A 20844-nucleotide genomic window follows, 5' to 3' on the forward strand; every position below is an offset into this window, starting at 1 on the left:
GGGTCTCGTAGGGTCGTTGTACCTGTATCTCGGCTATTCACCCACCCCGTACCGGCGAACTCCCGAACTGAATGACAACAGACCCTATCAGTCCGCACCCGTCGCGCCGATATCCGATTCGCGGGCGACGCGCCGCCAGGCACCGGACCAGAATCGGAGGGTGTTGACCGCAGCGCGGACGTACATGTCCGCCAGGATAGCGGCGTAAACGGCGACGAGACCGAGATCGAGCCCGGGGTCCAACGTGACCCCGGCGACGGACACCGCAGCGACGCCCGCGGGAAGCGCCAGCGTCGCGATAGGGAGTTTGAACAGGTAGGTTCCGGCGACGGTGCCGTACAGCGGCCAGCGCGTGTCACCCGCGCCCCGCAGTCCACCTCGCATCGTCCGAGAGACGCTGAACGCGGCGACGCCGACACCGAACATCCGAATAAAATCGACAGTCAGGTTCACGTGTTCGGTGCCGAAGGCGACCGCGATGGGGCGAGCGAGCGCGACGATGACGCCGGCGATGATCAACTGTGTCGCCAGCGCTATCCGGAGCGTTTGCCAGCCGTACTGGTCCGCCTCCGCCTCGTCTCCCGCGCCGAGGCTCTGGCCCACGAGAGTGCTAGACGCCGTCGCGTACCCCCAGGCGGGCATCAGCGCGAGCAGCATCACCCTTCGGCCGATGGCGTAGGCGGCGAGGACGGGCGTTCCGAGCGCTCCGAGGATGAACAGGAACGGGAACCGGCCGAACGTCCGAGAGAGTCGGGTTCCGGCCAGCGGAAGCCCGACACGGACGAGTTCGCGGAGTATCTCGCCGTCCCACTGCCGCCCGCCGAGTCGCAAGCGGACCGAGAAGCGGCCGGACAGAAGCAACGCGAAAAAGACCAGTGCCGCGACCGTGTTCGCAACGGCGGTCCCCCACGCCGCGCCCGCGACGCCCCACTCGGGGAACGGACCGAGGCCGAAGATGAGAACGGCGTTCAGCCCGATGTTCGTCGGCAGGGTGACCAGACGAACGTACATCGGCGTCCGAGTGTCGCCCGCACCGGCGAGGGCGCGAGCGGCGATGAGACTCCAGAACCGGAAGAAGACCGAAAGCATGACGATCTGCAGGTAGACGGCACCGAGTTCGATCGTCCGGGGGTCGTCGTTCAGGAGAGCGATGAGCGGTTCGGCGTACACCCAGGTAACTACCGTCAGCGGAAGCGAAACCGCAAGCGCTAGCCACAGCGACTGCTTGATCGCGAGGTCCGCACGCGCGTCGTCGCCCGCCCCTTTGAACCGCGAGACGATGCTTATCGTGGCGCTGGTCAGTGCGAGCGAGAGTCCGAACGGGACGAAGTAGTACTGAAACCCTAGTTCCAGCGCCGCGACCCCCATGTCGCCGACGGCGAGACTCACCATGAAGAAATCCGCCGTCCGAAGGAGCGTTCGCATCGCTCCGGTGATCATCACGGGGACTGCGAGGTCGAACGCCTCCGACCCCTTCTTCCGGTCGACGAGGCCGATTCGGGCCAGTGCCGCCGGAAACAGAAAGAGGGCACTCCGGACTCGGCGCTTTGCGTCGTCCAGCATTCGAACCGAAATACGCCCTCGTCGGAGTTACTTCTTGCCAACTGCTCCCTCGGCAATTGGCATTGTTTCACATAGAACAGAAAACACCCATACAGCCACTCTCAGCTATAGAATCGCGGTATTTGGAGATGAAACAGAGGGGTGGTGAGATCACTCCGCGTCGGACCGCCAGGTTTCGGGCACTTCGATGACGTACCGACCGTCTTCCTTTAGGGAGATGATGTACTCGTCGCGGTCGTACAGTTCCATCAGGTTGAGTTCGTAGTGACCGGGGCTGACGATCTTGATGCTCTCGAACTGATTGTTGAGCTCCTCGCGGAGTTCGGAGAGGTCCGGCTGATCGCCGTCCGGCACTTCCGCGACCTGCGCGTCCTCGCCAGTTGCAGGGGAGTCATCCGCCGAGTCCGGCGGATCGTCCGGAAGCTCGTCGCGCGTCACGACATCGGTTCGCGCGTTCGACTGGGCGGAATCCTCCTGAGACGGCGTCGAACGAGGGTTCGCTGAACGACGCTCTGCATCGTTCCGGCCGTCGCCTCTCCCGCCGTCTGACCCCGACGTAGCGGACGCGTCCGCGCTCGCTTCCGACGAGTCGGTTCCGACCCACTCCTGAACCGTTTCGCGTGCGCGACCGACTCGACCGGTCGCACCAGAGTCCCGGTCGTCACTCGCCTCGGTTGTGTTCCCCGACGCTGCGGATCCAGCCTTCGCGGTCGTCGCCCCGCTACTCCGACCGGTATCGTCCGCGTCGGTCTGGGTTCGCTCGTCGGCGTCGCCGGTAGCCTCACCCGCAGGCCGCGAACCGCCGGGGTCGAACTGGAACTTGTTTCCGCCGCAGTCCGGACAGCCGGACAGCATCTCCTTGGAGCCGTCGGCGAACGTCCGGCCGCAGTTCGTACACTGGTGGGGCATTATCGGCGAGAGACGAGCGCGCTGATGAGCGTCTCGTCCTTGTGGAGCGTTTCGATCTGATTCGCCGGGCCGATGACGGTCAGTTTGTTCGCTGACTCCTTGCCCATCAGTCGGTCGAGGAAGCTCGAATCGTTCGTCTTCGCGCGCGGGTACGTCTCTATCTCGATCCCGTTGAACCCGTCCGGACTGATCTCGGTCATCGTCACCTCGATCAGTCGACTTTCCTCGTCGGGAGAGAGTCCTTCCTCCAGAATGACGATGTTACCCTCGTGAACGCCATCCAGGATCATCCGGATCTTCTCCATGCTCGTCATGCCGGACATCCGCTCGCCGCTGATGAGGTCTATCTGAACGCCGTCGTCGTCCGGGTCTTTTGTTTCTGGCATAGTGTTACCCGAAGTACTCCGCGATCTTGTCGTAGACCTCGTCCATGTTGTCGCCCTCCAGTGCCGAGAGGGGAACCGTCTCGTGCTGGGGGAACGCGTTGCGGATGCGTTGCTGAGTCGAGTCATCCAGGTCGATCTTGTTCGCGAAGATGAGCACCGGCAGATCACGGCTCTCGATGATGCCGATGAGCATCGTGTTCACCTGCGTGAACGGGTCCTCCGTCGAATCGAGGACGTAGATGACGCCGTCTACGTCCTCGCGGAGCCAGTGCATCGCCTCCGCGACGCCTTCGGTGGCCTCGCGGGACCGCCGAACGGCGTCCTCTTTCTCCATGTCGAACTCGGTGAACTCCTCGTAGTCGACTTTCGTCGTCACGCCCGGCGTGTCGACGATGTCGATAGTCACCGATTTCCCGTTGCGCTTGATTTCGACGTCTTCCTTCCGTCGCGCGCGTCGTGTTTCGTGTGGAATGTGGCTTTCCGGGCCGACTGCGTCGCCCGTCCAGTCCCGCGCGATGCGGTTGGCGAGGGTAGTCTTCCCGGCGTTCGGCGGTCCGTAAATTCCGATACGTTTCTGTTCGTCGTCCGCAAACAGACGATCTCTCGCCCGTGAGATGCTTGCTTTGAGTCCGTTTATCAGTCCCATCCTGACCTCACGCACCCGTAGGTGCTTGTCCACCTAACAACACCGGACTCACTTAAGCCTATGTCAGACATGTATCCGCTTGGATAGGGGTGTTTTTCGTGTCCAATCGCCACGCAGTCATGCGGTTCTAGTACAATATCTCGGCTAATTGTCAACGGTTCATCTGATCGTTCTGTCACGTATCGGTCCTATCAGTCGGACAACGCGGCAGGAGGGTCGCGGCGGTAGGGAGAACTGTGGTTCGACTTCCACCTGAAACGGAGGGGTGGAGAGTGAGACTGAATCAGAATCCCCGTCGCTGCTAGGTGGTTTTACCGGTTATTAACTAGGGCACTGGTCAGACGTGAGGTAGTCTATAGAGTGAGAGGGGATGTCAGTGTCCCGGTTGGACCCGAAACGGTAGGGGGTACCCCCCCCCACCCCTTCGTTTCGGGTGGAACGGAGAAAAGCCGGGGGTAGGGGGAGAATCCCCTGTCTAGTAGCGCTGATTTTATTACACTACAACAATAACAGCATCCGTAATGGGTAAATAGCGTTTTATTGATGGTGTTGTGGATGAAAAGATCCATCACAAACCGTTAGCAATTCGGTCGGCGGTCCGGCCCGCCACGGGGAACAACCGAATCGACTCCGGTTGAGTGACTCCCGGGGGATGGTCTGTTAGTTAGTTCCACTTGAAACGAAGGGGTGGGGGGTGTGATTCGGGCGTCTCGATCTCCGTTCTCTTGCCCGGTTTTATCGTCCCGAAACTAGTATCCTGAAAGTCGGGTGTCGGTAACGGTTCGTTTCGATCGTAGGCCGGCGTTTCCCGTCGACGGTACGGATACTTCAGTTCGGCCAAACGTCATCCGGCCACTGCTGGATTACCTTCTCGTGATCGTCGCTACAGCCAAATACGGCGCTTCTTCTTCTTCCTTCCACTCAGACAGGTCTATTGGTCGTCACTCGTTTGGTTCACTGAAAACCCGAAAACGTGCTTTATAAGCTCTCTACCGGCATGATCGAGTCACCTGTTTCGGGTTCGTCAACGAGAGGGAAGATTTTAAGACCCTGGTCTACCTTCCCTTCGTTTGCATCAACTGGACGGACCGTGGGTACATTTGGACGGTGGATCCGGCATCTGAGGCTATCACGTCGGATTCGTTCTCTCTCCGCGGGGCGGTCTCCAGATGAAACGAAGGGGTGACTGAACTTCACAGATGTCCAACGAGGAACCGGGACCGAGCGATTCGGCGAGCGTCGATATAGACTCGTCGCAGGACTTCGACGTCGACCTAGACGATGTCGTTCTAGAGGACGAGGAGGAGGAGAACCAGGGGCTGTTCGACGACCTCCTCTCCGGGGAACCGATATTCGAGAACAAGGAGGTGTTGCGGCCGTCGTACACGCCGCACGAACTCCCGCACCGGAAAGAGCAGATAAACAAGATGGCGACGATCCTCGTCGCCGCACTCCGTGGTGAGACGCCGTCGAACATCCTCATCTACGGGAAGACCGGAACCGGAAAGACCGCCAGCGCCAAGTTCGTCAGTCAGGAACTCGAAAGTACCTCGCAGAAATACCGGGTGCCGTGCGATGTCGAGTACATCAACTGCGAAGTGACGGACACGCAGTACCGCGTACTCGCGCAGTTGGCGAACAAGTTCATCGAGGAGAACGAGCGACTCATCGACGAGTGGCTCGCGGACCTTCGCGAACTCCGCGAGTCGGCGCTCGAAGACACGTCCGCCTTCGACGACGCCGACTTCGATTCGATAGACGCCGTCGACGACCGCATCGCGGAACTAGAGGCGGACAAGGCGGAGTTCGAGACGGTCCCGATGACCGGCTGGCCAACCGACCGCGTGTACAGCGTCTTCTTCGACGCGGTCGACTACCACGAGCGCGTAGTGGTCATCATGCTCGACGAGATCGACAAGCTCGTCGAGAAGTCCGGCGACGACACCCTCTACAACCTCTCGCGGATGAACTCGGAGCTCGCGAACTCGCGGGTATCGATCATGGGGATCTCGAACGACCTGAAGTTCACTGACTTCCTCGACCCGCGCGTCAAGTCTAGCCTCGGCGAGGAGGAGATAGTTTTCCCGCCGTACGACGCGAACCAGCTACGGGACATTCTCCAGCACCGCTCCGACGTCGCGTTCAAGGCGGACGCGTTGACTGACGACGTGATCCCGCTCTGTGCCGCGTTCGCCGCGCAGGAACACGGCGACGCTCGTCGCGCCCTTGACCTGCTTCGCACCGCGGGCGAACTCGCCGAACGCGACCAGTCGGAACTCGTCGACGAGGACCACGTCCGGCAGGCTCAGGACAAGATCGAACTCGACAGAGTGGTCGAAGTAGTACGGACGCTCCCGACGCAGTCGAAGATCGTCCTCTTCTCTATCATCCTTCTCGAAAAGAACGGCGTCCACAACGTCAACACCGGCGAGGTGTACAACATCTACAAGCGCCTCTGCGAGGAGATAGACGCGGACGTCCTCACTCAACGTCGCGTAACGGACCTCATCAGCGAACTGGATATGCTCGGCATCGTCAACGCGGTAGTCGTCAGCAAGGGTCGCTACGGCCGTACCAAGGAGATCAGCCTCTCGGTCCCTATCGAAGAGACGGAAGCCGTCCTCCTATCGGACTCCCGACTAGGAGATATCGAAGACGTTCAGCCGTTCGTGCAGGCTCGGTTCGACAACTGAAAAGCCCTTGTGCGCCGCTGGCGCGGCGCACTGCGCCCATTTTATGTGCTAAAAAACGACGCGGCGCGCCGTTTTTGGCATCCCGAAGCACCAGCGGCGCTTCGGACCTCGCGGCAGCGAAGTTGCCGCTCAGTGCGAAAAACGCCAGGGCGTTTTTCAGCACCGCCAACGAGCGCCGACGGCGCTCGTTCCAGGCAACCAGTCTGCGCGAGCACCGAGAGAGCAACGATCTCCCGAGCCGTCACTCGCTCCGCTCGCGAAGACGCCGGCGGTTGCCGGCGCACGCTCGGAGTACCTGCCTTTCCCCGTCCGCTCGGGGCGCTCACGTTCGTTCGCGCACCCGAGCGCGGCCGGCCCGACAGCACCGTTTTGTGTCCGGAACTTCCCTCCAGGCGATGATTCTGTGGAACATTCGCATATCTGAACCCCCTCGTTTCTAGTGGAGATTCGACAGAGAAGCCCCGTACGGCGTCCGAACGGGAGGTTACAGCTTAGCGAACTGCAGGCGAATCCAGCCTAACCACGGGATTCGAACTTCTGCACGGCCCTCGATCCACTTCGGTTTGACGACGGTAGTTCGGCCGGCAACCTGGTCGTAGTACGGCGTATCGTCGCCTTTCGTGATGAACCCGTCGTGTGGCGCGGGACAGTTCCGCACCTCCTCGCAGGTGTCGCCTCTGATGTGCGACTCGTTCGCATCGCTGACCCAGTTCTCGCCCTTCTCGACGTAGAAGCGGGCGCGGTGGATTATCGGAATTCCCTCGTCTCCGTTCGGTTTGAAGACGATCACGTCGCCGTAACTCCCGAAACTCCGCTCGTCGGTCTCGATTCCCCGCTGGTACGTGACGACGCCGTGGACGGCACCGTCCCCCGCGAACCGGTCTTCATCGACGATGAACACGAGGTCGTTTTTCTCCATGTGGGGTTCCATGCTCCCGCTTTCTACCGCGACCAGTGGTGGCCAGATGCCGCTGACGGCGAACAGGAGCAAGCCGACCAGCGCGACGATAGCCATCGTACTCAGCAGGTCTCGGAGAGCGGCGACGCCCTCGTTGTCGCTCGTGAGGAACCAGGTGACCGGATTCTCGCTTGCCCTCTCGTCCTCGTCGTCGCCGGCAGTGTAGCCCGGAGCGGCTGACGGCTCCTCTGCCGTTTGGTCCGCGTCGGCACGGTCACTCCCGTGAGAATCCGCTTTACTGGGCGGTGCCCGGTCCGAACCCACCGCTGTGGATCCGTCTTCCCCCGACGGATCGTCTTCCTGGGGGGTACGGTCCGGTGTGTCACCGTCTCCGGAGTCAGTCATCGTCACCGCATACTCCCCTCCGCAAAATCAACCTTCTGTTATGGGTGGTCGACGAACCCGACGCGGGTGTCAATCGAACCGGAAGTTCCGTTCCGCTACGTTTTTGCACTCTCCCCGGGATTAGTGGTGTGTGCCACTGGAGGCCCCCGCTCGCATCGTCCGCGAACTCACGAGCAGGGGGTACAACGCTGACCGCGAGGCCGTGACGCTCATCGCCTCGGCCGACGACCCCGCCCGCGCGCTCGAACGCGTCGTCGACGAAGCGCCGGAGGGCGCGCTGACTCTCTCGGTCGAACACGTCCGAGACGTACTCGACGCTGACGCCGGGGGGGACCCCGCTACGATGAACGAATCGGCGTCGACCCGGGCCGGCGCTGTGGATGCACCGCTGGCGGAGGACACGACTGACGCGACCGACGCCGCGGCCTCCCCCGAGACGGCCGGCTCCGACCGCCCGAACCCGGACCCCTCTGCTTCGACTGCAACACCCGACGACGGACGACGCTCTCCTTCTAATAACTCTCCAGGCGAAACGGAGGGATCGACGGGCCGTTCCGCCGACCAATCGGTTCGGTCTATCGAGATCGGAAACGACATCACCGGCAGGAGCACCGGAACGGGCGAATACGAGGATTTCGTTACCGTGTTCCGCGACCGGTACGACCGCCTCGGAGAGAAACTCCGGACTCGCGTGAATCACCGCCCCGCCGAAGCGATTCAGTCAATGCCCGGCGGGAGCGAAGCCGCGATAGTCGGGATGATAAGCGACATTCGCTCGACTGCGAGCGGACACTGGCTAGTCGAACTCGAAGACACGACGGGCACGTTTCCGTGTCTCGTCATGAAAGACCGCGACATCGCGGACCTGGTCGAGGAACTGCTCTGCGACGAGGTGATCGCCGTGGAGGGAACGCTAGCGGACGACGCCGGGATCCTCTTCGTCGACTCGCTCCACTTCCCGGACGTTCCCCGTACGTACTCGCCGAATACCGCCGACCGCCACGTTCAGGCCGCCCTCATCAGCGATGTTCACGTCGGCAGTCAGGAGTTCATGACGGACGCCTGGCACCGCTTTACCGACTGGCTTCACACCCCGGAAGCGGAAACCATCGAGTATCTGCTGATCGCCGGCGATATGGTCGAGGGCGTCGGCGTCTATCCGGACCAGGACGAGGAACTCGACATCGTCGACATCTACGAGCAGTACGAACGCTTCTCGGAGCATCTCAAGGAGGTGCCGGGCGACATCGAGATCGTCATGATCCCCGGCAACCACGACGCCGTCCGCCTCGCGGAACCGCAACCCGCCTTCGACGAGGAGCTCCGCGAGATCATGAGCGCCCACGACGCCCGCATCACCGGCAACCCCTCGACGGTCACTATCGAGGGCGTCTCCGTCCTGATGTACCACGGCGTTTCGCTGGACGAGATCATCGCGGAACTTCCCGAAGACAAGGCCAGTTACGACGAGCCACACAAGGCGATGCATCACCTCCTGAAGAAGCGCCACGTCGCGCCGCAGTACGGGGGCCACCTCCGCGTCGCGCCCGAGGAGAAGGATTATCTCACAATCGACAGCGTCCCTGATATCTTCCACACCGGCCACGTCCACAAGCTCGGCGTCGGCAAGTATCACAACGTGCTTTCGATAAACAGCGGCTGCTGGCAGGCCCAGACCGAGTTCCAGAAGTCGGTCAACATCGATCCGGACGCCGGGTTCGCGCCGGTCGTCGACCTGGACACGCTGGAGCCCACGATCCGAAAGTTCCATTAAAAAGCCCTTGTGCGCCCTTTTTATGTCCACCAGGCCCGCCAGTCTGTGCGAGTCGTCTCGATTACGACGACACGCTCCGAGCGCCTGCCCCTCCCCGTCACTCCCCCGCTCACTGGCGAGGCGACTCCGTCGCCACGCGATGCTCACGCGGCATCGTTCGGCCGAGTAACTAACCGGAGGTTTATAAGAAATCCCGCGGCCAGACAGCTCGTGACCTAACGAATCGGTGCGAGAGCGGACGAGGCGGGTGAACGGCGACCCCTCTCGCGACAACACGTGCCGTCTGTTCGTTATTATCGCGCGGCATCCATCGCACTCTACAAGTCCGATTTCGGATCGTCGACGTGTTCGTTGTCAACGGCCCTGACGAGACCCGCGTTGAGTCCCACGGTCAGGCGCTACTCGGGCGGGAGAGAGACGTGAGTCATCGTCGCGGTCGTTCGATGATACGCTCGAGACGGACGAACGGCTAACCGAGCGTGCGGACGACAACCGCCCATCCCTTGCTACGGTTCCAGACGGTATTTCACCGTCGGTGTTCCCTCGAATCGGGGGCCGGCCCCGCGTTCGTCGAACCCGATGTTCCGCGCGGCGGCGGCGACGTGCGGGACGGTTTCGGGTGCGATCAGCTCGACCGACATATCTTCCTGTTCGGCGAAGCGAACAGGCTCACCGAGCAGTCGCTCGCAGGCATCTTCAGTGCCGTCCAGTTGTGTGACGTGGACGCAGTCTTCGCGCGCGTCGAAGCTCACGAACCCGAGCAGATCCGGCCCCCCTTCGTCTGCGTCGGCGTTCGGATCGGTCTCTTCTTCCTCTGATTCGGCGACGCGGACCGTGCGGTCGTGTACGAGGTTCCGCATTACGTCGGTGGGAGAGTCCGCGATCCCGGCGAGGTCGTCCGCGTCTGCCTCCACGGCGTCCCGTATACGCATCACCTCCATGGTATCGCCCCACACAGAAAAAACCGTGGCGTGCGAGCGGTGGTGACGGGCGGCACACTTTCAACCCGTCGGCCACAATCCACGGGGTATGCCGGAACGCCCCGACGGGACGGACCGTTGTGACTTCTGTCGGCTTCCGTATCCGACACCTCCGATCGAACTCGCCTACGAAGGGACGACGTACGAATTCTGCTCGACCGCCTGCCGAGACACGTTGCAGTCGTCCGATCGCGTGTTCACCGAATACCACGGACACAGGTGCTTCGCGACGGGCGTCTCAGCTCTCGACACCGCGCTTCCCGAGGGTCTCCCGCGTAACTCTCTCGTTCTCCTCTCGGGCCAGCCAGGTACTCGTCCCGGGGCGCTCTACGCCGAACTCGTCTGGCGAACCCTGCAACGCGGCGAATCTGCGGTCTTCGTGACCTTTCAGGAACCGCCGATTTCGGTCGTCGAAACGTTTCTCATGCTTGATTGGAACGTCCTTCCCTTTCTCGAACGAGGTCAACTACGAATACTCGACTGTTTCACCTACCGCGTGGAGGACCGCAACCGCATGCTCGACCGGATGAGCCAGTGGAACCAACACCTCTCCAACGTTACTGCCCCTGCGACGAAGTCGGTCCATGACCCGAGCGACATGGCCGAACTGGAGAACAAACTCGACAATTGCCTCGAAACCGAGTCGATGGTCGAGGAAGGCATCGTCCTGATCGATTCGCTGACCGAACTCGGAACGCTCGTCCAACCGGTCCAGGCGTACAACTTCGTCAAAGATATCCGCGCCGATGTTTGCAAGGGTCGATTCGTCCCCGTCTTCGCCGGAGCGACCTTCTCCGGACAGGCGGAGTCGTTCCCGCACGACCTGGAGTACATCGCGGACGGGATCGTGGACATGGAACTCAACGGCGAGATCGTCGACGACACGCTGCTTCGGCGGATCCGGGTCCGAAAGATGAACAGCGTGCTCACCATCTCGGAGTGGGCGACCTACGAGTTCACGAACGGTACCGGTCTCGTCACGTTCGACCCGACCGAGGAGATGGCCGCGACTGACCAGGGGCCCAGAGAGTCCTCGAATGGGATGACTGACCCGGTTCGGGGCTCTGCGAGGTCTCCCGGGGTTCGAGAGGCGGATTGCGACGCGTCCCCTCCGGACCCTCCCAGTGCGGACGCGCCCGGCGCTGACGCCGAGTCGGATATCGACTCTTCCAACGAGTAGCGTCCGGTCGCACCGTGGGCTCCAGTCGGACGGCCCGACGACTTGACCCGGCACGGGTCCCGAGCGGGAACGCTCACAAGTGGACACCGTTTCTCCCCCAAAATTACCGGAGATGGACACAGTTATCAGCGCGGTACGGCAACGGTATTCCATGATCGCAGTTAGTCCGAATCCACGGGTGATCGGATGCGCGTAGTCGCGAAGTTCGGCGGAACCAGCCTGGGCAGCGGCGACCGCGTCAACCGCGCCGCGGACTCCATCGCCACCGCCGTCGAGGCGGGTCACGAGATAGCCATCGTCGCGAGCGCTATGGGGTCGACCACCGACGAACTTCTCGACGAGATCACATTCGAGACGGACGACGCCGACCGCGCTCAGATCGTTAGCATGGGCGAACGGACCAGCGTGCGGATGCTCAAGGCCGCACTCGCCGCTCGCGACATCGAGGCCATCTTCCTCGAACCCGGCAGCGAGCAGTGGCCGGTAATCACCGACGCGGCGGGCGAGGTCGACGTCAAGGAGACGAAGCGTCGCGCCGCAGCGCTCGCTGAGCAGTTAGACGGCGTCGTTCCAGTGATCACCGGGTTCCTCGCCCAGGACCACGACGGCAACGTCACCACACTCGGCCGCGGCGGCAGCGACACCACGGCCGTCATGCTCGGCAAGTACATGAACGCCGACGAAGTCGTCATCGTCACCGACGTCGAGGGCGTCATGACCGGCGACCCCCGCGTCGTCGAGGGCGCGCGCAACGTGGGCAAGATCACGGTCGACGAACTCCGAAATCTCTCGTTCCGTGGGGCCGAGGTCGTCGCCCCCAGCGCGCTCTCGTACAAGTCGAGCAACATGGACGTACGCGTCGTCCACTACCAGCACGGCGACCTGCTCACAGGCGGCACCCAGGTCGAAGGGGAGTTCAACAGCCTCGTCGACATGCGCGAGGAGTCGCTCGCCTGCCTCACGGTCGCCGGCCGGGCCATCCGCAACAGCTCGGGCATCCTTCAGGAACTCACGGCGGCGCTCGGCGAGGCCGACGTCAACGTCGACGCCATCGCAAGCGGCATGGACTCGGTCACGTTCTACGTCGACGAGACCGCCGCCGAGCGGGCCGAAACCGTCCTTCACCGCGAGGTCGTCGACCAGGAACCGCTCTCCAGCGTCACCGTCGAGAGCGGTCTCGCCGCCATCCGCGTCACCGGCGGCCAACTCCCCAATCGCTCCGGCATCATCAAGGCTATCGTCGACCCGATGGCCGACGCCGGCATCAACCTGTACGACCTGATCACGAGCGCCACCTCGGTCGCCCTCTTCGTCGACTGGGAGGACCGCGAGGACGCGCTGGAGATCATGCAACGGCGGTTCTAAGGAACGCCCTTGCGAGCGCTTGGCAGTGCTCGCTGCGTCCTTTTCATGTCCGCCGGAGGACGCTTCGCGCCCTCCGAGCAGTCACTCGCTCTGTTCGCGAAGACGCCAACGAGCGCCGCAGGCGCTCGTTCCAGGTCCGCCAGTTTGCGCGAGTCGCCACGGTAGTGGCGATACGCTCCGAGTGCCTGCCTTCCCCCGTGTGCTCCCGACGAGACGCGAGCACGGCCGCTGGTTCGTCCAGGCGTAACCATCCTTCGGACCAGACGGTCGCTGGAACGCTCGACAGGAGTTTTATCCGCGCGGCGAGTATCCGTGCTATGGTTGAACACACCGCTACGTTCGAGATCGAATCGGCGTCTGACGCGCGGATCGTGTCCAGGGCGCTCGACGAGTTACACAACCGATTTCGGGAGGAGGACCTGGAAGTCGGAGACGGCAAGCGGGGAATGAACGAGATGGTCGAGGAGTTCAGGTCCCTGCACGAACAGATCGACGCCGATTCTACGGGAACACTGGTGGTCACTTATACGGACGAGAACCCGCAGAACGATCCGTAGCACCCTGCCGTGGTAGCGCGACCCTCGGAAGTGTTATCCATGTATGAGCACTACGTATATTTGCAATGGCAAACGGAACTGTTGATTTCTTCAACAACACTGGCGGCTACGGATTTATCGAGACTGAGGATGCGGACGACGACGTTTTCTTCCACATGGAGGACGTTGGCGGTGCAGACCTCGAAGAAGGCACGGACATCGAGTTCGACATCGAAGAGGCCCCCAAGGGCCCTCGCGCGACGAACGTCGTTCGCGAGTAAACGCGGACTATCGTTTCACGACGATCGCTGTAAACGACATTTTTCGAGTACACTACCCCCACGAGTCAGGACTTTACGGTGCACGGAGTGCAGTACCGACGACTCGCCGCACCTGACGCGGCGGGGACGTACGGTCGACTGCCGCGATGTTTTTCACGCTCGGTTCTGTCACGGCTACTATGGCTGACCGACTGACGACGGTGGACACCGTCCGGGAGGAGGGGTCCTGGCTGTTCACCATTCGCGACGAGTACGGTGAACTCGACGAAGCCATCCTCGTCCCCTGCGATGACGAGGAGGGGGACGACGTCGAGGCGTGGATCAACCGCTGCACTCACGAGGCTCAGCGACTTGACCGCGGATTCGGCGCGGCGATGCGGGACGGCCAGATCATCTGTCCGAAACACGGGTCGATGTTCGACTCGTGTTCGGGCTACTGCGACAACGGCGACGCAGCAGACACGACGCTTCCCGGCGTCGACGTGACTGTCACCCACGGCGACATCTATCTGACTGACGACGACGTCGCCTTCGAACACGAGGGCGGCATCGACGACGATGACGACGGTCCCGATTCGACGTCGCATATCGGCTTCTGATCCCCGAACGGACCGCTAACGGTCACCATTCGCCACCAGTGAATACGTCTGTCCAGCGGAGTCGGTGAACCTACCGCCCGCCGGCAAATCTGTCTGCCGTCACCCAGATACTCGCAGCTAGTTTGAACAGCAGGCACTCCCTTGTATGCGCCGTGAAAGCGCACAAGACCAAAGTGGTCGAACGGATCGAACTACCCGACCGCGAGGCACGCGAGGCTAATCTGGACGAAGCGGGCTACAACGTGTTTAACCTGAACGCTGACGACGTGTACGTCGACCTGTTGACCGACAGCGGAACCGGTGCGATGAGCGACGAGCAGTGGGCCGCCCTCCTCCGCGGCGACGAGGCCTACGCCGGCAGCGAGAGTTTCGCCGAACTGGAGTCCGCCGTCGAGGACGTGATGGGGTTCGAGCGGGTCGTCCCCGCTCACCAGGGACGCGGCGCGGAGAACCTCCTCTACGGCGCACTGGTCGACGACGGCGACGTCGTGCTCAACAACACTCACTTCGACACGACTCGCGCCCACGTCGCCAATCAGGGCGCGGAAGCCGCGGACTGCCCTGCTGAGATCGCCTTCGACGCTGACGCCGACGCTCCCTTCAAAGGCAACTTCTCGGTCGACCGCGCCCGGGAACACGTCGAACGGGTCGGGGCCGAGAACGTACCGGTCGTCGTCCTGACGATAACTAACAACTCGGCGGCCGGACAGCCGGTCAGCGTGGCGAACACCCGTGACGTCCGCGAGTTCGCCGACGAGATAGACGCGACGTTCGTGATAGACGCCTGCCGCTTCGCGGAGAACGCGTACTTCGTCCGCGAACGCGAGCCAGGCTACGAGGAGGCGTCGGTGGCGGCCATCGCCCGCGAGCAACTCGACTACGCGGACGCGCTGGTCATGAGTGGCAAGAAGGAAGGGCTCGTCAACGCCGGCGGGTTCGTCGCCGTCCGCGACCCCGACCTGTTCGACCGCGTCAAGCAACGCGCCATCCTCTTCGAGGGGTTCCCGACGTACGGCGGGATGGCCGGTCGCGACCTCGCGGCGATGGCCGTTGGCCTCCGCGAGGCGGTCGACCTCGCCCGCGTTCGAGACCGGATCGAACAGGTCCGCGACCTCGGCGAGCGACTCCGCGATGCGGGCATCCCGCTGTACTGGCCGCCGGGCGGACACGCGGTGTACGTCGACGCCGGTGAGATGTTCGCCCACGTCCCCACCGAAGAGTTCCCCGGGCAGGCGTTGGTCTGTGAGCTCTATCGGGAGGGCGGCGTTCGCGCCGTCGAACTCGGCGAGTTCGCGTTCCCCGGAACCGACCGGCCCGACCTCGTTCGACTGGCGCTTCCCCGTCGGACGTACAGCCGAGAACACGTCGAACACGTCGTCGACACGTTCGCCGCGGTCGCTGACCGAGCGGACGCGATATCCGGGTTGGAAGTGATAGACGAACCCGAAATGGCGGAGTTACGCCACTTCTCGGCGCGACTCCAGCCCGTCTGACGCCACGGAAACGGGTCACTACCCCCGATCTCCGCCCGTCCCGTCGATAAACGCCTGCAGGTCGTCGTAGCAGTCGAGGCAGAGAAACTGCGACGACGGTTCGACCGCTTCGCCGTCAGAGTCGACTACTTCGGTTTCGACTGTCGCGTGCCGCTCCTGAGTGTCGATGGTGGTGTTGCACCGCCCGCAGTCGAAGGTCGGCATCACCGGCCGAACAGTCGCTCGGGGAGCGACCTGGACTGGGTCTGCTGGCCCCGTCCCAGCCGACTCCGGAGACCACCGCTCTGTTGGGTCTGGCCGCCGCCGAACCGCCGCTTTACCTCCTGTCGGATCATATCGATGTCGGCCACCTTGTCGGTCCGCCGCTGCTCGGCGCGCCGCAGGAACAGCCCGACCGCGAGAAACATCGCCGCGTCCTTGAGTTCCGAACGGAAGCGCTGCCGGTCGTTTCGCACCACGAGCGCCTTCAGCAGCGACAGGCCGCCGATGGCGAAGTACAGTCGTGAATCCGTTCCCCTTCCCCTGAACATGTCTGTCACAGACATCGCATCGGGTATACTCCGCACGACGGGTTAACTGTTCGCTCGTACCCCTGTGCGGACCATTCAGTTCGCTTACCGCCCTTTCTTCAGCCGGGATCCGATCTTCCGCGGGAGGCCGGCCTCCTCGACTACCCGTTGCACTTCAGCGACGTCGTACTCGACCCGGTACTCCTCGACCGTCAGCGCGTCGAGATCGAGAACGGCATACGCGGCCCGCGGGTCGCCGTCCCGCGGTTGACCGACGCTGCCGGGGTTCATCACGATTCCCTCCTCGTACTGCTCGTGGCCCTGAACGTGTGTGTGACCCATGATCAACGCGTCCTCGTCGCCCAGCAGATGCGGGGAGAAGTCGTCGGGATACGTGTACCGGTCCGGGTCGTCGGGGTGGCCGTGGACGATTTTCACGCGGCCGTCGCACTCGATGCGCTCGTCCGGCAGCGCGGCCAGCCACTCGACCTGGTCGTCCGACAGCGTCTCTCTCGCGTGTTCGACGCCCGCGCCGGCCATGCTGTTGAACCGGAACTCGGTTCCGGTCGCCACTGCGCGGTCGTGATTGCCCATCACCGTCGGGACGTTCCGCTCCCGGACCGCGTCGACGCACTCGGCGTGCCAGGGGTTGTAGCCGACGACATCGCCGGCACAGAGCAGGCCGTCCACGGCCGGCATGTCCTCAAGCACCGCGTCCAGCGCCACCTTGTTACCGTGCACGTCCGAGATCACACCCAGTCGCATGAGTACACTGAAACGGGCGCGGTCCTTGAGGGTTGTCCGCTCTTTCCGTCCTACTCGTCGCCGTTGACGACCGCCGTCTCGAACCCGCTGTCGGTCCGCGCGACACCGGCGGCACACACCGCGTGTTCGAATTCAAGGTCGAACGCTTCGCGCGCGGCGGTCTCGGCGTCGGTCGCCTCGAAGTCGAACGCCTCGGGGCTGTCCGTTTCGTACGTCGCGACGAGCGTCGGCTCCTCGACCCGCTCGACGATCAGTGCGTCCTTTCGGACGATGCCGATGTACGCCTGCTTGCCGACCTCGCCGTCGGCGTCCCCGTCCGTCGAGCCTTCTCCCGTCCCGCCGCAGAGGACGCCGGCGACCCGCGGGGTGTCGTACTCGTCTTTCTCGTAGTCAAGCGCTAGCAGGCTCTCCGCGAGGGCGTCCCGCGCGGGATAGCCGAGTTCGATCTTCTCGGTTATCGGGTCGACGTGCGAACCGTTGCCAAGCACTGCCGCGCCGTTCGCGGTCCGCACGCAGTTGTATGAGATGTACGGATTGTCCGTTTCCGGTGCGTCCTCGGTCGGACCGACGGTCAACGCGTTCTCGCGCTCCGCGATCCGGCGGTTGGGAAACGACCGGGAGGAGACGCGGTACGCGGCCGCGTCCGTACCGACAACGACGAAGCGTCCGATGTACATACGCGAACGTGGACGGAAGCGGGAAAAAGAGGTGTCGATACGCGTGCGTTCGACGGGTGGAGACGATCGCTTGTCCTGTCGTGTTCCCAGTGCCCGAGCGTAGGTCGCTGAGGTTCAACTTCTTTCGAGGCGGAGTCCCCTTTCTCAAGGAGTCGTTCGAGAATCAGAGATTCTCGTGACTTTGACGGTGGGGAAACAAACTGCCATCGGAAGGAGCGCTATCCCATCCCGACTCCTACCGCAGGTGAAGGCGATCCGTACCGGAACGATGTGAACGAGTGACTAACCAGTCCTCTCTTTCAGACCCGAACGAGTTCGAAACACTCAAATGCGGAAACGCGTTACTGAAGGGTGAAGCGTCGGAAAGTCGGAAACCGGCGAACGTGTCAAGTCCATTAGGGTAGTGGCCAATCCTGAAGCCTTCTGGGGGCTTCGACCCTGGTTCGAATCCAGGATGGACTACTCGAAATTCTAACGTCTCTCATTCCAGCAGTGGCACCTAACCGAGGGCGTCTTTTCCGGCGGGTTCGAGACGCTGCTTTCTGAAAGCGTTCTCCCGTCAGCCTTCGCTGCCGCCGGCGTTTTCAGGGACGAACCGAGCGGCGACCCAGCCGATCGCGGCCGAGATACCCGCGGGGATAGCGACGAACAGAAACAGCACGAAAAGCAGGCCGCCTCGTCCCTCGATGCCGCCGTCGACCGTGATCCCGGGGCTGAGCGCGATCACGGGCACCAACAACAGTACGATAGCGACCGCGTAGCCGCTCTTTGCGACAGCGCCCTGGACTGTGCGGCGACGGACGAGATACGCAGTGGCCCCGAGCCACGCGACGAAACCGAAGGCGAGCGCCCACCCGCTCCCGGTCAGGACTGCCAGCACGATAGATCCCACTAGGCCGACGATAATCCCGCCGACGATGCCGACGACGACGGTGAGCGTATTATCCACGAGTCCGTCCGGAGCCAGCAGTTGCTCCGGGCGTTCGTTACCGGTCGAGACGGAACTCTCTCCGGCGTCGGTCCGTTTCCCGGTCCCCGCTGACGGGGATCCCGTTTCGTCCCACGCGCCGTCCTCGTTAGTGTCCCCGGACTCGAGTTCCGCAGTCAGATCGGCCGAGCAGTGCATGCAGTAGGTCGCCGTCTGGCCGATGGGTTCGCCACACTCCGGACAGTGCGGGTCGCTATCGGCGCTGTTCATGCTCTGTCTCCCGTCTTTGAGGGTGTGGCGTTCGTGGTCATCGTCCGGATCTCTTTCACCTGAGCGTGTGGTACTGACCCTTATAACTTATATCCGTGCGTTAAGGGGTTCGTTCTGTCGTTCTGTCGAGTACGAGAGTACGGTAGCGCATCGTCCCTCGTCGATCTGCGGAAATTCGACTGATGGATGCTACCTAGTCACGAATTACCATTTTATACACAGCGAACATATCGTGGCCCATGTCGCAACTCCAGGCGCACTACGAAGCGGTTCGAGAACGCCGCGGCTACGACGCGGTCGACGTGCCGATCGGTGACCTGTCGGCGTCGTACGGTCGGAACCGCTTCGCGTTCACCGAGGACGCCGACGCAGTGGAGCGAGCGACCCCGGCCGAAACGTGCGTTTCAGTGGGTCTCTCGATGACTGGTGCCCCACACGTCGGAACGCTGGGACAGATCCAGTCCGCCGTCGACCTCCAGCGTGCCGGATTCCACGTGCAACTGGTTCTCGCGGATATGGTGGTGTACAACGCGGGCGAAGCCGATATCGAAACCCTCCGCACTCGCGCCGAGCGCTACCGGAAACTCGCGCTGGAGATGGGGTTCGATCCCGAGCGCGGACGGATCTACTCACAGGACGAGTCTCACGGCGTCTTGCACACCGGATTCCTGCTCGCGAGAGACTACGATCCCGACGCGGGAGACGGACGGGACGAACGGTCGACAGAGTTCGAGGAGGCGCTCGACGCTGCCTACGACGACCTTGACGAGTCAAGCGACGCGACCGAGTTCTCCCGGGAGTTGTGCGGACTCCTCCTCGCTGCAGACTCGATCAACCCGCTGCTGAAAGACGAGTACGAGCGCGTTCTTCTCGCTCTCGGCGCTGACAATGTCGGCCTCGCTCGCCACATCGACGCCGTCCGCGAACGCGCCGGCGTCGACGGGTCAGTGGTCGGCCTGTACTCCCGACTCGTAGACGGGGTCGACGACACGCCCAAGATGTCGAAGAGCATCCCCGGTTCGAGCGTTCACCTCGACATGGCTCCCGAGACACTCCGCGAGTCAGTCCGCGACCCGGATCTGGACGCGGACCGACCGGCGGAATCAGTCGTCTTTCAGATGATGCGTCACGCGTCGCCGTACTCGGCGTCGACGCTCGACGACCTGCGAGCGGTCTGCGGCGGGAACTCTGCGGGAACTCGTTCCGGCGAGCGCTGGTCCGAGGCCGTGCGGGAGTACGCCGACTACCTTGCAGATATCGCCGAGACGTGGCGACGGACTGCCGGCTAGTTCACCCCTCTCGACGAAACGCTTCGTAGATCGCCGCCGCGCGCTTCGGGCCGACGCCCTCAACTGCCAGTAGCTCCTCTTCCGTGGCGGCGACCAGCGACTTGACCGACGGAAACGTTTCGTACAGCGCGTCCGCAGTCCCGGGACCGACGCCGTCGATACAGCCGTACATCCGCTTGGCGACGGGTTCAGTTCTGCTGGTCACTGCGCCGGTCGACAGGGCGCGCGCTGACGGCTCTTCGGTGTGTTTGCGCGCCAGGCGAACGGCAACGTCGGCGAGTCGGTCGCCGTCGCCGCACGGTATCACCGGCGTTCCTAACCGGGCGGTGATCGACGCCACGGTCCCCCGAACCGATGCGTCCGGGACGCCGGGCCGGCGGCTTTCGACCTCTCGGAGGTCCCCTTCGATGAGGACGTACGCGTGGTCGTACGTCTCGTTCATCTGCCGGACCTGCGCTTCCAGGTCCGACCCGACGCGACCTATCGTCGACTGCAGGTAGTCGTCGCTCGTCTTCCGTTCGAACCCGACGTTCCTGATGACGATGTCGCCGGCGGCGAGACGGCGGACCTCGACGGCATCCACGTCCGCGTGGCTCCGTAACGCCGCCGCGACCGCGGGCGGCTCCCGGTCGTCTACGAATGCGGAGACGGCCATACGATCAACCGAACGTAGACGCCCGTTCGGTATGAACGTCAGG

General features: G+C 63.0%; 21 protein-coding genes and 1 tRNA gene. 10 read left to right on the plus strand and 12 right to left on the minus strand.

Going from position 1 to position 20844, the window contains the following annotated elements; all coding sequences use genetic code 11:
• Positions 1 to 87: 87 nt before the first annotated feature.
• From EYW42_RS10370 to EYW42_RS10385, 4 genes are all read right to left on the minus strand, one after another.
• On the minus strand, positions 88 to 1563 hold the full coding sequence (locus tag EYW42_RS10370) for an MATE family efflux transporter (RefSeq protein ID WP_135535182.1): 1476 nt from the start codon (positions 1561 to 1563) through the stop codon (positions 88 to 90).
• Positions 1564 to 1713: 150 nt separating this feature from the next.
• Complete coding sequence (locus tag EYW42_RS10375; RefSeq protein WP_135535183.1) at positions 1714 to 2472, minus strand: Zn-ribbon domain-containing protein; 759 nt, start codon at positions 2470 to 2472, stop codon at positions 1714 to 1716.
• Positions 2472 to 2858 carry a DUF2073 domain-containing protein gene (locus tag EYW42_RS10380; protein WP_135535184.1) on the minus strand — a complete coding sequence of 129 codons (387 nt, stop codon included), beginning with the start codon at positions 2856 to 2858 and terminating at the stop codon, positions 2472 to 2474. Before EYW42_RS10380 ends, EYW42_RS10375 begins: the two co-directional genes overlap by 1 nt.
• A gap of 4 nt (positions 2859 to 2862) precedes the next feature.
• On the minus strand, positions 2863 to 3504 hold the full coding sequence (locus EYW42_RS10385; RefSeq protein WP_135535277.1) for an Era-like GTP-binding protein: 642 nt from the start codon (positions 3502 to 3504) through the stop codon (positions 2863 to 2865).
• Positions 3505 to 4703: 1199 nt separating this feature from the next.
• Between EYW42_RS10385 and EYW42_RS10390 the strand changes: the two genes are divergently transcribed.
• Positions 4704 to 6197: a Cdc6/Cdc18 family protein gene (locus EYW42_RS10390; RefSeq protein ID WP_135535185.1), complete on the plus strand. Its 1494-nt coding sequence runs from the start codon at positions 4704 to 4706 to the stop codon at positions 6195 to 6197.
• A gap of 484 nt (positions 6198 to 6681) precedes the next feature.
• Here the strand turns inward: EYW42_RS10390 and EYW42_RS20110 are convergent, their stop codons facing one another.
• Positions 6682 to 7500, minus strand: coding sequence for a S26 family signal peptidase (locus EYW42_RS20110; RefSeq protein ID WP_135535186.1), 819 nt, complete (start codon positions 7498 to 7500; stop codon positions 6682 to 6684).
• A gap of 130 nt (positions 7501 to 7630) precedes the next feature.
• Between EYW42_RS20110 and EYW42_RS10400 the strand changes: the two genes are divergently transcribed.
• Positions 7631 to 9274, plus strand: coding sequence for a DNA-directed DNA polymerase II small subunit (locus EYW42_RS10400; protein ID WP_135535187.1), 1644 nt, complete (start codon positions 7631 to 7633; stop codon positions 9272 to 9274).
• A 506-nt stretch (positions 9275 to 9780) separates the two neighbouring features.
• Here the strand turns inward: EYW42_RS10400 and EYW42_RS10405 are convergent.
• Positions 9781 to 10206: a hypothetical protein gene (locus EYW42_RS10405; RefSeq protein WP_135535188.1), complete on the minus strand. Its 426-nt coding sequence runs from the start codon at positions 10204 to 10206 to the stop codon at positions 9781 to 9783.
• A 97-nt stretch (positions 10207 to 10303) separates the two neighbouring features.
• Between EYW42_RS10405 and EYW42_RS10410 the strand changes: the two genes are divergently transcribed.
• The 6 genes from EYW42_RS10410 (at position 10304) to EYW42_RS10435 (ending at position 15708) form a co-directional block, all read left to right on the plus strand.
• Complete coding sequence (locus EYW42_RS10410; RefSeq protein WP_135535189.1) at positions 10304 to 11434, plus strand: ATPase domain-containing protein; 1131 nt, start codon at positions 10304 to 10306, stop codon at positions 11432 to 11434.
• A 186-nt stretch (positions 11435 to 11620) separates the two neighbouring features.
• On the plus strand, positions 11621 to 12799 hold the full coding sequence (locus tag EYW42_RS10415; RefSeq protein ID WP_135535190.1) for an aspartate kinase: 1179 nt from the start codon (positions 11621 to 11623) through the stop codon (positions 12797 to 12799).
• A gap of 317 nt (positions 12800 to 13116) precedes the next feature.
• On the plus strand, positions 13117 to 13356 hold the full coding sequence (locus tag EYW42_RS10420; protein WP_135535191.1) for a hypothetical protein: 240 nt from the start codon (positions 13117 to 13119) through the stop codon (positions 13354 to 13356).
• A gap of 65 nt (positions 13357 to 13421) precedes the next feature.
• Complete coding sequence (locus tag EYW42_RS10425) at positions 13422 to 13616, plus strand: cold-shock protein (RefSeq protein ID WP_135535192.1); 195 nt, start codon at positions 13422 to 13424, stop codon at positions 13614 to 13616.
• Positions 13617 to 13795: 179 nt separating this feature from the next.
• Positions 13796 to 14215 carry a Rieske (2Fe-2S) protein gene (locus tag EYW42_RS10430; protein WP_135535193.1) on the plus strand — a complete coding sequence of 140 codons (420 nt, stop codon included), beginning with the start codon at positions 13796 to 13798 and terminating at the stop codon, positions 14213 to 14215.
• Positions 14216 to 14367: 152 nt separating this feature from the next.
• Positions 14368 to 15708, plus strand: coding sequence for a tryptophanase (locus EYW42_RS10435; RefSeq protein WP_135535194.1), 1341 nt, complete (start codon positions 14368 to 14370; stop codon positions 15706 to 15708).
• Positions 15709 to 15726: 18 nt separating this feature from the next.
• On the opposite strand, the gene EYW42_RS10440 is transcribed toward EYW42_RS10435, so the two are convergent.
• From EYW42_RS10440 to EYW42_RS10455, 4 genes are all read right to left on the minus strand, one after another.
• Complete coding sequence (locus EYW42_RS10440) at positions 15727 to 15912, minus strand: hypothetical protein (protein ID WP_135535195.1); 186 nt, start codon at positions 15910 to 15912, stop codon at positions 15727 to 15729.
• Positions 15912 to 16253: a hypothetical protein gene (locus EYW42_RS10445; RefSeq protein ID WP_135535196.1), complete on the minus strand. Its 342-nt coding sequence runs from the start codon at positions 16251 to 16253 to the stop codon at positions 15912 to 15914. The genes EYW42_RS10440 and EYW42_RS10445 overlap by 1 nt, the downstream gene beginning before the upstream one ends.
• Positions 16254 to 16322: 69 nt before the next feature.
• Positions 16323 to 16982: a metallophosphoesterase family protein gene (locus EYW42_RS10450; protein ID WP_135535197.1), complete on the minus strand. Its 660-nt coding sequence runs from the start codon at positions 16980 to 16982 to the stop codon at positions 16323 to 16325.
• Between the two features lie 50 nt (positions 16983 to 17032).
• Positions 17033 to 17659, minus strand: coding sequence for an IMP cyclohydrolase (locus tag EYW42_RS10455; RefSeq protein WP_135535198.1), 627 nt, complete (start codon positions 17657 to 17659; stop codon positions 17033 to 17035).
• A 389-nt stretch (positions 17660 to 18048) separates the two neighbouring features.
• On the opposite strand from EYW42_RS10455, the gene EYW42_RS10460 reads away from it, so the two are divergent.
• Positions 18049 to 18121, plus strand: a tRNA-Gln gene (locus EYW42_RS10460).
• Between the two features lie 97 nt (positions 18122 to 18218).
• Here EYW42_RS10460 and EYW42_RS10465 read toward each other — a convergent pair.
• On the minus strand, positions 18219 to 18857 hold the full coding sequence (locus tag EYW42_RS10465) for a zinc-ribbon domain-containing protein (protein ID WP_135535199.1): 639 nt from the start codon (positions 18855 to 18857) through the stop codon (positions 18219 to 18221).
• 239 nt (positions 18858 to 19096) lie between these two features.
• On the opposite strand from EYW42_RS10465, the gene EYW42_RS10470 reads away from it, so the two are divergent.
• Positions 19097 to 20146, plus strand: a complete 1050-nt coding sequence (locus tag EYW42_RS10470; protein ID WP_135535200.1) for a hypothetical protein — start codon at positions 19097 to 19099, stop codon at positions 20144 to 20146.
• Between the two features lies 1 nt (position 20147).
• Here EYW42_RS10470 and EYW42_RS10475 read toward each other — a convergent pair whose 3' ends face one another.
• A complete protein-coding gene (locus EYW42_RS10475) occupies positions 20148 to 20801 on the minus strand; it encodes a helix-hairpin-helix domain-containing protein (RefSeq protein WP_135535201.1) in 654 nt (217 codons plus the stop codon).
• Positions 20802 to 20844 lie beyond the last annotated feature (43 nt).

Source organism: Halostella pelagica, assembly GCF_004762015.1.
Lineage (GTDB): Archaea > Halobacteriota > Halobacteria > Halobacteriales > Natronoarchaeaceae > Halostella > Halostella pelagica.

Coding starts and splice junctions, on each gene's coding strand:
- EYW42_RS10370 (WP_135535182.1), bottom strand. CDS start 1,563: ATGCTGGACGACGCAAAGCGCCGAGTCCGGAGTGCCCTCTTTCTGTTT.
- EYW42_RS10375 (WP_135535183.1), bottom strand. CDS start 2,472: ATGCCCCACCAGTGTACGAACTGCGGCCGGACGTTCGCCGACGGCTCC.
- EYW42_RS10380 (WP_135535184.1), bottom strand. CDS start 2,858: ATGCCAGAAACAAAAGACCCGGACGACGACGGCGTTCAGATAGACCTC.
- EYW42_RS10385 (WP_135535277.1), bottom strand. CDS start 3,504: ATGGGACTGATAAACGGACTCAAAGCAAGCATCTCACGGGCGAGAGAT.
- EYW42_RS10390 (WP_135535185.1), top strand. CDS start 4,704: ATGTCCAACGAGGAACCGGGACCGAGCGATTCGGCGAGCGTCGATATA.
- EYW42_RS20110 (WP_135535186.1), bottom strand. CDS start 7,500: ATGACTGACTCCGGAGACGGTGACACACCGGACCGTACCCCCCAGGAA.
- EYW42_RS10405 (WP_135535188.1), bottom strand. CDS start 10,206: ATGCGTATACGGGACGCCGTGGAGGCAGACGCGGACGACCTCGCCGGG.
- EYW42_RS10410 (WP_135535189.1), top strand. CDS start 10,304: ATGCCGGAACGCCCCGACGGGACGGACCGTTGTGACTTCTGTCGGCTT.
- EYW42_RS10415 (WP_135535190.1), top strand. CDS start 11,621: ATGCGCGTAGTCGCGAAGTTCGGCGGAACCAGCCTGGGCAGCGGCGAC.
- EYW42_RS10420 (WP_135535191.1), top strand. CDS start 13,117: ATGGTTGAACACACCGCTACGTTCGAGATCGAATCGGCGTCTGACGCG.
- EYW42_RS10425 (WP_135535192.1), top strand. CDS start 13,422: ATGGCAAACGGAACTGTTGATTTCTTCAACAACACTGGCGGCTACGGA.
- EYW42_RS10430 (WP_135535193.1), top strand. CDS start 13,796: ATGGCTGACCGACTGACGACGGTGGACACCGTCCGGGAGGAGGGGTCC.
- EYW42_RS10440 (WP_135535195.1), bottom strand. CDS start 15,912: ATGCCGACCTTCGACTGCGGGCGGTGCAACACCACCATCGACACTCAG.
- EYW42_RS10445 (WP_135535196.1), bottom strand. CDS start 16,253: ATGTCTGTGACAGACATGTTCAGGGGAAGGGGAACGGATTCACGACTG.
- EYW42_RS10450 (WP_135535197.1), bottom strand. CDS start 16,982: ATGCGACTGGGTGTGATCTCGGACGTGCACGGTAACAAGGTGGCGCTG.
- EYW42_RS10455 (WP_135535198.1), bottom strand. CDS start 17,659: ATGTACATCGGACGCTTCGTCGTTGTCGGTACGGACGCGGCCGCGTAC.
- EYW42_RS10465 (WP_135535199.1), bottom strand. CDS start 18,857: ATGAACAGCGCCGATAGCGACCCGCACTGTCCGGAGTGTGGCGAACCC.
- EYW42_RS10470 (WP_135535200.1), top strand. CDS start 19,097: ATGTCGCAACTCCAGGCGCACTACGAAGCGGTTCGAGAACGCCGCGGC.
- EYW42_RS10475 (WP_135535201.1), bottom strand. CDS start 20,801: ATGGCCGTCTCCGCATTCGTAGACGACCGGGAGCCGCCCGCGGTCGCG.